Below are 12,173 nucleotides of genomic sequence, written 5' to 3'. Positions count from 1 at the left end.
CACGGTACACGGACCAAGGGGCGGTCGTGCCACTCGCGCCACCGGCCAAGTGCGCTCAGTGGCGAAGATCGCTCCGGTCGAGGGTGCGAAGGAGGGTCTCACTTACCCAGGATCTCGCGCAGGCCCGCTCGCACCAAGGCGGCATGCACCCGCTGGGTCAGTGCGGCCAGCTCGTGGACGGTGTCCGCGGCCCGCGCCCGGGCGGCCGGCCCGCTCTGCCGGGTCATGGGCGTCACCAGCTGGCTGAACAGGCCGATCTCGCGGTCCGCTGCGGCCCGGTAGGCCCGCAGGTGGCGCGGCTCGATGCCGAACTCGGCCAGCCGCGCCGCCGCCGTCGCCACCTCGAGCGCGTCGGCGTCGAACCCGCCACCAGGCCGGGGCTTCACCAGGCCGTGCCCCTCCAGGGCGCGCAGCGTGTCGTCGCTCAGGCCGGCCTTGTCGAGCAGCTCCTCGCGGTTGAGCCGCACCTCGGGGGCGGCCTCGACCGGCAGCGCGGACTGCGACACGTCGGTGAGCGGGTCGCCCATCGTCGCGAGATGCTCGCGGATCACCCGAAGCGGGAGATATTGGTCACGCTGGGCGGTCAGCACGTAGCGCAGCCGGGAGATGTCGGTCCAGGTGTACTTGCGGTAGCCGGCCGGCGTCCGCCGCGGCTCCACGAGACCCTCGGTCTCCAGGAACCGCAGCTTCGAGATCGTCACGTCCGGGAAGTCGGCGCGCAGCTGCGCGAGCACCTCACCGATGCTCATCAGGCGCTCACCCCGGGCAGCACCTTGAGGACCGCCACGGTCGTGCCCGTCGCGGTCCTGCGGTGTGTCCCAGGCGGCTGCCGACGCCGTCATCGCCTCAGCTCTCGTCGGGGCGCGGTCCTGCCACGAACACGAGGCGGAACTTGCCGATCTGGACCTCGTCGCCGTTGCTGAGGGTCGCGGCCTCGACCCGCTCGCGGTTCACATACGTGCCGTTGAGGCTGCCGACGTCGCGGACCGTGAACGTGCCACCCTCGCGGTGGAACTCGGCGTGGCGACGCGACACCGTGACGTCGTCGAGGAAGATGTCACTGTCGGGGTGCCGACCGCTGGTCGTCACGTCGTGGTCGAGCAGGAAGCGGGCACCGGCGTTGGGCCCGCGGCGGACCGCCAGCAGGGCCGTGCCTGGTGGCAGTGAGCCCGACACGCGGGTGGGGACCACGTCGTCGTCCTGCCCGGCGATGGCATCCTCAATGGCGCCAAGGTTGAGCGTGGACGTGACGTCGAGCGGGGGGAACTCGTCGTCTGGGCGCGTCATGGAACCACCTCACGGTCGTCTCTTCGGGTGTCCTCCGATGCGACAGGCCGATGCATACGGTTGACTGAGCGAGCCTAGTCACGCCCGAAATCACGGGTCAACCAGACGCGCGGCAGCCTATTGCCGTATTTCCTGTCAGTCTCTTCGGACGTTGTCTGCTGGTGCGCTGTTTCAGTTCGCGGTGCTGCTCAGCTGTTCTCGGTCAGTTCCCCGTACGCCGCGGCGTCGAGCAGCGCGTCGACGGCCGCCGGGTCGTCTGCCTTGAGCTCGACCAGCCAGCCGGCGCCGTACGGGTCGGAGTTGAGCACCTCGGGCGTGGCGTCCAGGGCGGCGTTGACCGCGACGATCTCACCCGACACCGGAGCGTAGATCTCCGACACACTCTTGGTCGACTCGACCTCGCCGAACGACTCGCCGGCCTGCACCTTCGCGCCGACCTCCGGCAGCTGCACGAACACGATGTCGCCCAACGCTTCCTGGGCGAAGTCGGTGATGCCGACCTTGAAGGCGCCGGCGTCGGCCGGTGCGAGCCACTCGTGCTCCGCCGTGTAACGCAGATCCTCGGGAATCACGTCGGTCCTTCGCTCGTGCTGGCCGGTCCATCGTCGGGTGCCGGGTCAAGCTGGCTTTGCGTATCGCAACTCACCGGCGGCGTGCAACGCTGTCACGCGCACCGGGTCCGCTTCGCGCACCAGAACCGTACCGCCGTGCTGCCGCACGCTGTCCACCACCCCTCCGGGGATGTTCAGCGCAGTGCGCATGGTGTCAGGCCCTCCGATGACCATGATCGTATACGGCGCCGTGAGACTCGACCCGGCGACCACCAGCCGGTCGTTGTCCCCGTCCACGAAGTAGGTCGCGGCGACGACGCGGACCGTGCCGCCCTCGCGCCCGCTGATCTGCATCGCCTCGGCGCCGGCGCCGCGCAGCTCCTCGATCGCGTCGAGGATGACCTCGGCCTTGACCTTCTCCGTGCCCGGGGTGATCTCGATCGACAGCCCGGGCCCCTCCGCCGGCAGCGTCCCCGCAAGGATCCCCAGCTCGTCGGCCCGTTTCCGGGCCTCGGCGAGCGCCGCGTCGCGCCCCTGCGCCCCCGAGTCCAGCTGCCGCCGCGTCTCCTCCAGGTCGCTGATCTCCCGCCGCAGCCGATCCTGCTGCGCGTCGAGATCCGACAGGATCCGCACCAGGTCCTCGGGCCTGGCGGCGGCCAGCTCGGCGTCGGAGTTGCCCGCCTTGAACTGCACCGAGATCCCGAACCCGAGCAGCCCCAGCAGCAGCGCGATGACCAGTCCGGTCCCGCCCCACCGCCTCCTGCCACCGGCATCCGTCGCCTCACCCGGCGGGGGAGCGCCCTCGGACTCACCCGGGACTGCTTCCGCGGGGGTCGTCCCGTGTTCCGTTTCGGGTTCTTCGCTTGCGGCCCGTTCCGCCGGGGGCATCTTCCTGCCCTCCGGCTCCGAGCCCCCTCTTCCGGACATTTCCGAAATGTCGCCCGTACGGGGGAGCTGGCGGGGTGATGGAGGGCGCCGGCGGGAAGGCGTGGAAGGGGAGCGCCCGGCATTGCCTTCGCCCGTGAGGGAAGGTCGGTCACCCTCGGCCGGTGAGGAGGGCAGCGCACCTTCCTCACTCCCGGCCGCACCGTGCTCGGGGGTGTCACCACCCTCGGCCGGCGAGGAGGGCTGCGCACCGTCCTCATGTGTGGGGTGGAGGTGATGTGTGGGGTGGAGGTGGTTGCCGTCGGTCGGCGGGGTGTCGTCGGTGGGAGTCATGCGCGGAAGAGATGACGGCGGATGGCGGCGGCGTTGCTGAAGATGCGCACGCCCAGGACGACGACGACGCCGGTGGAGAGCTGGCCGCCGACGCCGAGCTGGTCACCGAGGTAGACGATGAGGGCGGCGACCAGCACGTTGGAGATGAACGAGATGGTGAACTGCTTGTCGTCGAAGATGCCGTCGAGCTTCGCCCGCACGCCCCCGAACACCGCGTCCAGGGCGGCGACGACGGCGATCGGCAGGTACGGCTGCAGACCCAGCGGCACGGTCGGCTCGAGGAAGATTCCCGCCGCGACGCCGATGGCGAGTGCGAGCACCGCGATCACCGGTGACCTCCAGTGGGTGATGGCGACACCGAGGGTGCCGGCGGGTGGGCGTACCGCAGCGGGGGCTCGGGGGCGGCGGCGAGGACGAGGCCCTTGCGGGTCTTGACGGTGAACTGCATGCGGTAGTTGTCGACGTACCGGCGGAACCGGCGGGCGGTCGTCGACGAGGAGAACCGGTCGGCGATGTCGGGGGAGCCGATGGCGGCGACGTCGTACGGGCCGGTGACGGGCTTGAAGTCGACGAGGATCACGCCGCCGGCGGCGCGGATGGTGCTGGTGGCGGTGAGGCGCTGGCCGTTGACGGCGATGGCCTCCGCCCCGGCCTGCCAGAGGCCGTTGGCGACGTCCTGCAGGTCGCGGTCCAGCACGATGCCGAGGTTCTCCTCGGCGGTGTGGCCGGTGACCGGGTCGACCTGCGGGGGAGCGTCGACGACGCGGACGACGACCCCGTCGCCGGTGACCTTCGCGGTGCCGGCGCCGGCGGCGAGGCCGCGCAGCGTCGCGGCGCCGGAGGCGTCGGCGAGGGCGTTGTCGCGGGCCTCGTCGACCTGGGTGCGGAGCACGTCGACCTGGCGCTGCAGGTCCTCCGCCGTGCGCTGCCGCGAACGGACGTCGGCCACCAGGTCGTCGCGCGCCCGGCTCGCCGACGGCGCCTCGGCCACCACCTGGTGGTACGCCACGGCCAGCAGGAACCCGACGGCCGCGAGCGTCACGGCCCGGGCGGCCGGCCCCCACCGGGGCGGCGGCGTGCCCTCCCGGCGGCGGGCGGCGGCCTGCGCGTAGCCCGGGTCGAGCGGCGTGCGGAACAGGTCGCCGAGCAGGTCGTCGCGGCGAGCGAACGTCACGACGCGAGCCGGCCGGCCCGCACGTGGATCGCGGCCTGGATGAAGTAGAAGACGGCGGCCACCCAGTACAGGACGATCCCCCACCACAGGAGCGCCCAGCCGCTCGGCAGCGCCCACGGGCGAGCGGCCTCGCTGAACTTGGCGAGCAGCATCATCGGGAAGCCCATCAGCAGCACCGCGGTGGCGGTCTTGCCGACATAGTGCACGGGCGGCGGGCCGTGGCCGAGGACGCGCAGGACGACGAGGCACAGGATCATGACGGCCTCGCGGGCCAGCAGCGCGATCGTGAACCACCACGGCACGACGTCCTTGAACGTCAGCGCGAACAGCGTCGCCAGGATGTACAGGCGGTCGGCGAGGGGATCGAGGAGCTCCCCGAGGCGGCTGACCTGCTTGAGGCGGCGGGCGGCGAAGCCGTCGACCCAGTCGCTGAGCCCGCCGACGACGAGCACGCCGACCGCCCAGCCGGTCGCGTCGGTGGCGAGGAACAGGTACAGGAACAGCGGCACGCCGAGCAGGCGGGCGAAGCTGATCAGGTTCGGCACCGTGAGCACCGGACCCAAGCTCTGCCGCTGGTCCACCGTCCGCCCGCTCTCCCCGATCAGCTGTACGACGACCGGAATGCTAGCAGCACCCGAACGCGTGCTCGCGCAGGCGCGGCGGGAGGTGGGACGATCGTGCGATGGCGCAGGCTTCCGGGGTACGCATCGGCTGGGACGACCTGCCGCCGTCGGTGCACGCGGCGGTCGAGCGGATCCTGGGCGGGCCGGTCGTGGAGGCCGTGTCGCAGGTCGGCGGGTTCTCGCCCGGCACCGCGGACAGGGTGCGCCTGGCCGACGGCTCACGGGCGTTCGTCAAGGCGGTCAGCGCCGGGCATAACGAGCACAGCGTCGCCCTGCACCGCGCCGAGGCCCGGGTCACCGCGGCGCTGCCGGCGGACGTGCCGGCGCCCCGCCTGCTCGGGTTCCACGACGACGGCATCTGGGTGGCGCTCGTGTTCGCCGACGTGGAGGGCCGGCAGCCGCTCGTACCGTGGCAGCAACCGGACCTCGAGGCCGTCCTGGACGCGCTGCGGCGGCTCGCGGTGCCGGCGACGGGGCTGCCGGCGCTGCCCTTCATGCTCGCGCACAACTTCGCCGGCTGGCGGCGGCTGGCGGCCGATCCGCCGCCGTCGCTGGATCCGTGGGCGGCGGCCAACCTGGACCTGCTCGTCGAGCTCGCCGACCGGGGGACCGCGGCCCTGGCCGGGGACCGGCTGGTGCATGTCGACATCCGCGCCGACAACCTGCTGATCCGCCCGGACGGTTCGGTGATGGTCGTCGACTGGCCGGGCGCCGCGGTGGGCGTCCCCTGGTTCGACACCCTCTCGCTGCTGCTCAACGTCCGCCTGTACGGCGGGGGGATCTCCGACGATGTGCTGGACTGCTTCTCGCCCGACCCCGGTGACGTGACCGCCGTGGTGGCGGGCCTGGCGGCGTTCTTCACCGACGGGGCCCGGCAGCCCGCGCCGCCGGGGCTGCCGACGCTGCGCCGCTTCCAGCAGGACCAGGCCGACGTCATGCTGCCCTGGCTGCGGGCCCGGCTCGACGCCGGGCTGCGCTAATTTCCAGGCTGGCTTTCTGGTCTAGCTTTCGGGGCGTTCCTCGCGGCGGCGCAGCTCCTCCTCGCGGCGGCGGAGGTCGGCCTCCCACTTGCTGAACATCTCCTCGTCGTCGCGGCGCGAGCGGGCGAGCTCGCGCAGGAACGCGGGGTCGTCGTCGGGCGCGACGGACCGCGGCCGCTCGCGCTCCGGGAAGCCGCTGCCCGGCCGCCAGGTGCCGCCCGCCCGGACGGCCTGCGGGCGCCCGGCGGCGTACCAGGCGATCCACCCGACCGGGGAGAACAGCAGGATGATGAACACCCAGGCGACCTTCGGCAGGTTGCGCACCCGGTCCTCGTCGGAGGACAGGCAGTCGATGAGCGCGACGACCAGCATCACCAGGTCGATCAGGAACAGCAGTCCATAGAGGCGAATCACGCCGGACATCATGGCAGCCCCCGGCGCCGTTGTCTGTCCCGGCCGATGGGATCCTTCAACCTTGTGGAAACCGCTGACCTCGCCGCGATCATCGCCGAGCGCTGCCGCCTGACCGGCTCGTTCGTCCTGCGATCGGGGCGCACCGCGACGCACTACTTCGACAAGTATCAGTTCGAGGCGGACCCGGTCCTGCTCGACGCCGTCGGCGCCGGGCTGGCCCGGCTCGTCCCCGCCGGCACGGAGGTCCTCGCCGGGCTGGAGATGGGCGGGATCGCGGTCGTCGTCGCGCTCGCCCGGCACGCGGGGCTGCCGTGCGCGTTCGTCCGCAAGGCCGCGAAGCCCTACGGCACCGGCCGCCTCGCCGAGGGCGCCGACCTCACCGGACGCCGGGTCCTGCTGGTCGAGGACGTCGTCACCTCGGGTGGCCAGATCGCCCTGTCGGCCGCGGCGCTGCGGTCGGCCGGGGCGATCGTCTCCGACGCCGTGTGTGTCATCGACCGTCAGGAGGGCGGGACCGAGGCGCTGGCGGCCGAGGGGATCACCCTGCACCCGCTGTTCCGTTTTTGATCTGCTTGCTAGATCTTTTGATCTGCTTGCTAGATCCCTGACTCGGCGGCGATGGTGGTGTCCGTACCGTGGCCGGTGTGGACGACTGTGTCGCCCGGGAGGGTGAGAAGGCGGGTCCGGATCGACTCCAGGATCGTCGGCTTGTCCGAAAATGATCGGCCGGTGGCGCCGGGGCCGCCCTGGAAGAGGGTGTCGCCGGTGAAGACGACGCCGAGCTCCGGCGCCGACAGGGAGACGGCACCGGGGCTGTGGCCGGGCGTGTGCAGGACCGTCAGGTCGGTGCCGGCGACCGTGATGACCTGACCGTCGGCCAGGGTCGCGGACGGTTCGAGGTCGGGGTGGCGCATGTGCCACAGCGGCAGATCCTGCGGGTGCAGCAGGATCGGCGCGCCGGTGCGCAGCGCCACCTCCGGTGCGGCGTCGATGTGGTCGTCGTGGCCGTGCGTACAGACGATCGCCAGCAACCGCCGGGAGCCGACGGCGTGCAGGATCGCGGCGGCGTCGTGGGCGGCGTCGATGACGATCGCCTCCTCGTCGTCGCCGACGATCCACACGTTGTTGTCGACGTCGAACGTCTCGCCGTCCAGCGAGAACGTGCCTTCGGTGACGATTCGTTCGATTCGCGCGGCCATACTCGTATCTTTACAGGCCCGGGAACTTCCCGTTGCGGAAGAGGTCGACGAAGATCTGGTGGTCGGCGCGGGCGCGGGCGCCGTACTCGTGCGCGAAGTCGGCGATCGAGGCGACGAACCCTTCCTCGTCACGGTCGATCGCGGCGACGATCGCCTCCTCGGTGGAGAAGTTCACCAGATCGTGGCTGGACTCGTCGTCGGCGACCGAGTGCATCCTGGCCGTCGCCCGGCCGAGGTACTCGACCACGCTCGTCAGGTCCGCCAGCTCGTTGACGTCGCTCCAGTCGAGGTCCGCGGCGTACGGCGACACCTCCGCGACGACCTGCCCGACGCCGCGCAGCTCCGTGTAGCCCGCCCACGAGTCCGCGTGCGCCTGCAGGGCGTGCTGCGACTCGCTCGTGCGGTGGCCCTGGTGCTTGAAGTACGCCTTGACCTTCGGGTCGGTGATCCACCGCGACACCGCCGGCGTCTGGCCCTGCTTCATGTAGATGATGACGTCGTTCTCCAGCGCCTGGGTGTGGCCCTCGAGCAGCACGTTGTAGGACGGCAGGCCGGCCGAGCCGATACCGACGCCCTTGCGCATCACGACGTCCTTGATCGTGTACTTGGGCGACCGCGACCCGTCCCACGACGGCAGCGTGTGCAGGTACGCCGCGAACGCCGCCTCGACCTCCGTGCGGGTGTCGGCGTCCACCGCGTACACCCCGTCGCCCATCGCGAACCGGCGGTCGTAGTCCTCGATCACCGTCTGCTCGTCGAGCAGCGCGACCCGCGTGTTGAGCCGGGCCCGCTGCAGCACGTCGCGCAGCACGCCCTCGGTCGTGTCCAGGGTCAGCGAGCCGATCGCCTCCTCGCCGCCGGCGGCGATCGCGCGCAGCTCCGACACGTACGTGCGGCTGTACTGCTTGACGAGGTCGCTGATCACCGCGTCGGACAGGGCCTTCGCGTAGCCGATGAGCGCGATGCTGGCGGCGAACCGCTTCAGGTCCCAGATGAACGGCCCGACGTACGCCTCGTCGAAGTCGTTGACGTTGAACACGAGGATGCCCTCGGAGTTCAGGTACGTGCCGAAGTTCTCGGCGTGCAGGTCGCCGTGGATCCACACCGATGAGGTCCGCTCGTCGAGGAACGGGTCGGCGACGCCGTTGAGGTCGGCGTAGTAGACACAGGCGCTGCCCCGGTAGAACGCGAACGGCGTCGCCGCCATCTTGCGGAACTTCCGGCGGAACGCGGCGGGGTCCTGGGCCATCAGCTCACCGAACTCGGTGACGAGCACGTCGACCAGCTGATCGGCGCGCTGCTGGGAGTCGTTCATTGATCAACCGTATGCACAGCCGACCTCCGGCGGGCGCGCATTGGCGCAATCACGACAGCCTGTCGCGCTCCGCATCCGGTACGTTCGGCGGTCGGCATACCACCCACCCGTCGTCTACGCTGCCGATCTTGTGACCGCCGTGCCGATGCCCTGTGCGCGCTGCGACCTGCCCGGTTACCCCACCGGCGCCGAACTGCTCTGCGCCACCCACGGCGCCGTCCCAGACGCGGCAGCGGTCGAGTCCCTCGTCACCGCCGGCGGCACCCAACCTCTCCCCGGCGGCGCTCCACGCTCCTCCGGCGACACCCGCCCCGTGGCCGGCGGTGCCCCGCCTTCTCCCTCCGGCTCTTCTTCTCCGGGTTTGGCTGGCGGCGCTTCGGCGTCTTCCTCCAGGTCTTCTCCTTCTCTGGGTTTGGCCGACGGCACTTCGCTGTGGCCTGTCGCTGGCGGCGGATCACTCTGGCCGGTCGTCACTGGTGCATTCATCGCCGCCGGTCTCGCGCACGCCGCCCTGCAGGCCTACTCCATCTGGGCCCTCCGGCGCGCGGACGCGGCGCTCCACGACCCGGCAACCACCCCGCCTCTCGATGACGCCTTCCGGACTGCCGCCGACGCCGTGGCGCTCGCGCGGACCGGCCTCTGGTCGTACCTGGCCTGCTTCCTGCTCTGGCTCCTCCTCACCGGCGCCACCGCCACCCGTCTCGGCCTGGACCGGCGCGCCGCCCTCCGCCACTGGACGATCCTCGTGTGGCGCATCGCCCTCGTGCCGACGCTGACACTCGCGATCCTGAACGACCACCTGTCGCCCACCTGGCCGGCCGCCCACGCGGCGCTCGCCTTCGCCGTCTTCCACCTCCTGACGACGGCCCTCCTGCTCGCCCACACCACCGTCGTCCGCCGGCGCCTCCGGCCGTTCTTCCCGGGCCCTTCATGACTCCTGTCGCTCGCTGGCTGCTGTACGTCGTCGCCGCCTACCTGGGCCTGCTCGGCCTCACCTACGGCATGGGCGTCGCCTCCACCTGGCACCAACCGCCCGCGGTTGCCCTGGACGGCTTCCCCGCCCGGGTCGACGCACCGTGGCCGTGGACACCGACACTCGACTCGGCGCCCGTCACCGCGGTGCCGGTCGCGATCGGCGGCAGCACACCCGGCCTGCACAACATCCTGACCGACACCGAGGGCAGCGTGTCGTTCGTCGACGCCCGCGGCGGCCAGCACATCCTCGACGTGGCCTCCGAGGGCGCCGCAACCCCCGGCGAGTCGCTGCTGCTGTCCCCCGACGGCACCATGGTCGCGTACCCGCACGACGCCCTGGGCTCCTCCCCGGACTCCTCGATCGCGGTGCGCACACTCGGCGACGGCCACATCCGCCGGCTCCCAGTCCCCGCACCGGCCGGCGGACACGCCACGCCGCTGGCCTGGTCGCCGCACCAGGACCGCCTCGCCGTGTACATCGAAGGCTCCTCCATCGGCGTCCTCACGCTCGACACCGGCACGTACCGCACAGTCCTCCCCTTCCCCGCCGGCCTCGCCGCCACGCCCCGGACGCCGATCGCCGCCGCCTTCTCCTCCAACGGCGACCTCGCCGTCCAGCTCGACACCACGGTGTGCGCCAAGCAGGGCTGCTTCTCCCTCCCCGCCGGCCAACGCCTCGCAGGCAAGGGCGCCTACACGCCCGCTGACAACTCCCTCGCCGTCGTCACCGACGCAGGCCGCGACTCCACCATCACCTTCATCTCCGAAACCAACGGATCCCCCCTTCCAGGCACCATCCACCTGTACGGCGTAACCACCCTCCGCCTCATCGGCTGGTGGGCCGACCGCGCCCTGGTCGTCGCCTTCCGCCCCGAGCCCGTGACCGACCTCGGCCCCCTCGATGACGAACGCGACTACCCCCCGACCGCCTACGCCCTGGTCCAACGCCTGTCGATCCTCGCCATCGCCCCCTCTCTGACGACGCCCCCACCGCCCTCGCCGCAGTCCCAGCCTTCGCCGCAGCCTTCGTCACCCGCCCAGGTCACGTCCCCGCCGCCCCCTCCAGCCCAAGCCTCGCCTTCGCCGCAGGTCTCACCTCTGGCCGCATCGCAGTTCTCGGCTCAGGTCGCGGCTTCGGCCTCGCCGCAGGTCTTACCTCCGGCTGCCCCGCAGCTCTCGGCCCAGGCTTCGGTCTCGTCGCAGGTCTTACCTCCGGCTGCTCCGCAGCTCTCGGCGCAGTCTTCGGTCTCGTCGCAGGTCTTACCTCCGGCTGCTCCGCAGCTCTCGGCCCAGGCTTCGGTCTCGTCGCAGGTCTCACCTCCGGCTGCCCCGCAGCTCTCGGCCCAGTCTTCGGCCTCGCCGCAGGTCTTACCTCCGGCTGCTCCGCAGCTCTCGGCGCAGTCTTCGGTCTCGTCGCAGGTCTTACCTCCGGCTGCCCCGCAGCTCTCGGCCCAGTCTTCGGCCTCGCCGCAAACGCCGCCCCAGGCGCAAGTCGCACCCCCGTCCTCGTCGCAGTCCCAGGCCCCCTCACACCCCGCGGCCCAGGTCCCGGCTTCGGCGTCGTCGCAGGTCTCACCTCCGACCCCGTCAGAGTTCTCGGTCCAGGCTTCGACTTCGGCGTCGCCGCAGTCCTCGGCACGGGCCGCCGTCCCGACGCAGGCTCAAGAGCTGATGGTCCTGCCTGATCAGATCCTGTCGATCGACATCGCCGATCGTGCCCTCCTCGCCGGACACACCAGCCCCGGCCGCCCGGCACCCGCCTGGCCGGCCCGTCCCGGTGTGCTCACCGCACTGGTCGGTCTTCCCGCCGCCCCGGTCGCGTTCATCGTCTTCCTCGTCGGCGCGATCAGGCGCGAGCTGGCTGCTGCATCCACCACTCGGTGAACTCCCGGCACTGCCCCACGGTGTCGAGCCGGATCAGCCACAGGTTGCTGAACACCCGCTTCGGATACACGGTCACGCCCTGCACAACGCTTAACTCAGACCCGACCGTCACCGGATGCCACGTGAACGTGGTCTCGCCCGGCCGGTCCCGACGAGCCAGCCACTGCTTCACGATCGTCCCCCGCCCCCGCCATGGCTCCTCGAACGGCGCCGGGTAGTACGCGGCATCCTCGGCGAACAGGCCGCCGATCTCGGTGGGATCGTTGCTGTTCCAGGCCCTGATGTAGCCCGAAACCCAGTCGGTCACAGCCTCCAGATCCGTCATGCCATCTTCCTACTCCTTCCCCACGCGGCGTGCTCCGCTCATCACCGGGAATCGACGATGAGTAGCGACTTGATACCTCTTCGTAGATGCTGGCGCTCGCGGCTGGACGTCGGTCGGTGCGCCCACGACGATGGGTTCAAGCCGCTTTCGGGCGGCGCAAGCCACCGGGACGGGGGTCGGGTGTGCGCCATCAACAGCTCAGTTTCGCCTTTCCACGAACCACTTCGA

At 71.3% G+C, this 12,173-nt stretch carries 15 protein-coding genes; 4 read left to right on the top strand and 11 right to left on the bottom strand.

All coding sequences use genetic code 11. The annotated features are described in order from the left end of the window. Positions 1–98: 98 nt before the first annotated feature. The 7 genes from ABZ321_RS18760 to ABZ321_RS18730 all read right to left on the bottom strand — a co-directional run bounded on the left by ABZ321_RS18760 (position 99) and on the right by ABZ321_RS18730 (position 4,793). A complete protein-coding gene (locus tag ABZ321_RS18760) occupies positions 99–749 on the bottom strand; it encodes a MerR family transcriptional regulator (RefSeq protein WP_354892662.1) in 651 nt (216 codons plus the stop codon). A gap of 97 nt (positions 750–846) precedes the next feature. Then, the gene (locus ABZ321_RS18755; RefSeq protein ID WP_344498174.1) at positions 847–1,287 is read right to left on the bottom strand and encodes an FHA domain-containing protein; all 441 of its coding nucleotides are present in this window, start codon (positions 1,285–1,287) and stop codon (positions 847–849) included. 188 nt (positions 1,288–1,475) lie between these two features. Then, the gene (gene gcvH / locus ABZ321_RS18750) at positions 1,476–1,859 is read right to left on the bottom strand and encodes a glycine cleavage system protein GcvH (protein ID WP_344498176.1); all 384 of its coding nucleotides are present in this window, start codon (positions 1,857–1,859) and stop codon (positions 1,476–1,478) included. Positions 1,860–1,904: 45 nt separating this feature from the next. Next, a complete protein-coding gene (locus ABZ321_RS18745; protein ID WP_344498178.1) occupies positions 1,905–2,765 on the bottom strand; it encodes a DUF881 domain-containing protein in 861 nt (286 codons plus the stop codon). A 287-nt stretch (positions 2,766–3,052) separates the two neighbouring features. Beyond that, complete coding sequence (locus ABZ321_RS18740) at positions 3,053–3,385, bottom strand: small basic family protein (protein ID WP_344498180.1); 333 nt, start codon at positions 3,383–3,385, stop codon at positions 3,053–3,055. Then, the gene (locus tag ABZ321_RS18735; RefSeq protein ID WP_344498182.1) at positions 3,382–4,230 is read right to left on the bottom strand and encodes a DUF881 domain-containing protein; all 849 of its coding nucleotides are present in this window, start codon (positions 4,228–4,230) and stop codon (positions 3,382–3,384) included. Before ABZ321_RS18735 ends, ABZ321_RS18740 begins: the two co-directional genes overlap by 4 nt. Further along, positions 4,227–4,793, bottom strand: a complete 567-nt coding sequence (locus ABZ321_RS18730) for a CDP-alcohol phosphatidyltransferase family protein (protein WP_344500652.1) — start codon at positions 4,791–4,793, stop codon at positions 4,227–4,229. The genes ABZ321_RS18735 and ABZ321_RS18730 overlap by 4 nt, the downstream gene beginning before the upstream one ends. A 119-nt stretch (positions 4,794–4,912) precedes the next feature. On the opposite strand from ABZ321_RS18730, the gene ABZ321_RS18725 reads away from it, so the two are divergent. Further along, entirely contained in the window at positions 4,913–5,833 is a 921-nt protein-coding gene (locus ABZ321_RS18725; RefSeq protein ID WP_354892657.1) for an aminoglycoside phosphotransferase family protein, read from the top strand. Between the two features lie 21 nt (positions 5,834–5,854). Here ABZ321_RS18725 and ABZ321_RS18720 read toward each other — a convergent pair whose 3' ends face one another. Next, positions 5,855–6,247 (bottom strand): PLD nuclease N-terminal domain-containing protein, encoded by a 393-nt coding sequence (locus tag ABZ321_RS18720; protein WP_344498186.1) that lies wholly within the window; start codon positions 6,245–6,247, stop codon positions 5,855–5,857. Positions 6,248–6,310: 63 nt separating this feature from the next. Here ABZ321_RS18720 and pyrE point away from each other — a divergent pair, with 63 nt between their 5' ends. After that, the gene (gene pyrE / locus ABZ321_RS18715) at positions 6,311–6,814 is read left to right on the top strand and encodes an orotate phosphoribosyltransferase (RefSeq protein WP_354892654.1); all 504 of its coding nucleotides are present in this window, start codon (positions 6,311–6,313) and stop codon (positions 6,812–6,814) included. 29 nt (positions 6,815–6,843) lie between these two features. Here pyrE and ABZ321_RS18710 read toward each other — a convergent pair whose 3' ends face one another. Both ABZ321_RS18710 and ABZ321_RS18705 read right to left on the bottom strand, forming a co-directional pair. Continuing rightward, positions 6,844–7,446: an MBL fold metallo-hydrolase gene (locus tag ABZ321_RS18710; RefSeq protein WP_344498190.1), complete on the bottom strand. Its 603-nt coding sequence runs from the start codon at positions 7,444–7,446 to the stop codon at positions 6,844–6,846. A 10-nt stretch (positions 7,447–7,456) separates the two neighbouring features. After that, positions 7,457–8,761, bottom strand: a complete 1,305-nt coding sequence (locus tag ABZ321_RS18705) for a DUF2252 domain-containing protein (RefSeq protein ID WP_354892651.1) — start codon at positions 8,759–8,761, stop codon at positions 7,457–7,459. A 412-nt stretch (positions 8,762–9,173) separates the two neighbouring features. Here ABZ321_RS18705 and ABZ321_RS18700 point away from each other — a divergent pair, with 412 nt between their 5' ends. Beyond that, the gene (locus tag ABZ321_RS18700; protein ID WP_354892648.1) at positions 9,174–9,695 is read left to right on the top strand and encodes a hypothetical protein; all 522 of its coding nucleotides are present in this window, start codon (positions 9,174–9,176) and stop codon (positions 9,693–9,695) included. Continuing rightward, entirely contained in the window at positions 9,692–11,620 is a 1,929-nt protein-coding gene (locus tag ABZ321_RS18695; RefSeq protein WP_354892645.1) for a hypothetical protein, read from the top strand. The genes ABZ321_RS18700 and ABZ321_RS18695 overlap by 4 nt, the downstream gene beginning before the upstream one ends. Here the strand turns inward: ABZ321_RS18695 and ABZ321_RS18690 are convergent. Continuing rightward, entirely contained in the window at positions 11,583–11,945 is a 363-nt protein-coding gene (locus ABZ321_RS18690; protein ID WP_354892642.1) for a nuclear transport factor 2 family protein, read from the bottom strand. The genes ABZ321_RS18695 and ABZ321_RS18690 overlap by 38 nt on opposite strands. Positions 11,946–12,173 lie beyond the last annotated feature (228 nt).

The organism is Dactylosporangium sp. NPDC006015, assembly GCF_040614215.1.
GTDB classification, from domain to species: domain Bacteria; phylum Actinomycetota; class Actinomycetes; order Mycobacteriales; family Micromonosporaceae; genus Dactylosporangium; species Dactylosporangium maewongense.
This window is presented reverse-complemented; position numbering and strand designations above follow the sequence as displayed.

Excerpts from the sequence above, each read along its gene's own strand:
- ABZ321_RS18760 (WP_354892662.1), bottom strand. The coding sequence starts at position 749 with ATGAGCATCGGTGAGGTGCTCGCGCAGCTGCGCGCCGACTTCCCGGAC.
- ABZ321_RS18755 (WP_344498174.1), bottom strand. The coding sequence starts at position 1,287 with ATGACGCGCCCAGACGACGAGTTCCCCCCGCTCGACGTCACGTCCACG.
- ABZ321_RS18745 (WP_344498178.1), bottom strand. The coding sequence starts at position 2,765 with ATGTCCGGAAGAGGGGGCTCGGAGCCGGAGGGCAGGAAGATGCCCCCG.
- ABZ321_RS18725 (WP_354892657.1), top strand. The coding sequence starts at position 4,913 with ATGGCGCAGGCTTCCGGGGTACGCATCGGCTGGGACGACCTGCCGCCG.
- ABZ321_RS18710 (WP_344498190.1), bottom strand. The coding sequence starts at position 7,446 with ATGGCCGCGCGAATCGAACGAATCGTCACCGAAGGCACGTTCTCGCTG.
- ABZ321_RS18705 (WP_354892651.1), bottom strand. The coding sequence starts at position 8,761 with ATGAACGACTCCCAGCAGCGCGCCGATCAGCTGGTCGACGTGCTCGTC.
- ABZ321_RS18695 (WP_354892645.1), top strand. The coding sequence starts at position 9,692 with ATGACTCCTGTCGCTCGCTGGCTGCTGTACGTCGTCGCCGCCTACCTG.
- ABZ321_RS18690 (WP_354892642.1), bottom strand. The coding sequence starts at position 11,945 with ATGACGGATCTGGAGGCTGTGACCGACTGGGTTTCGGGCTACATCAGG.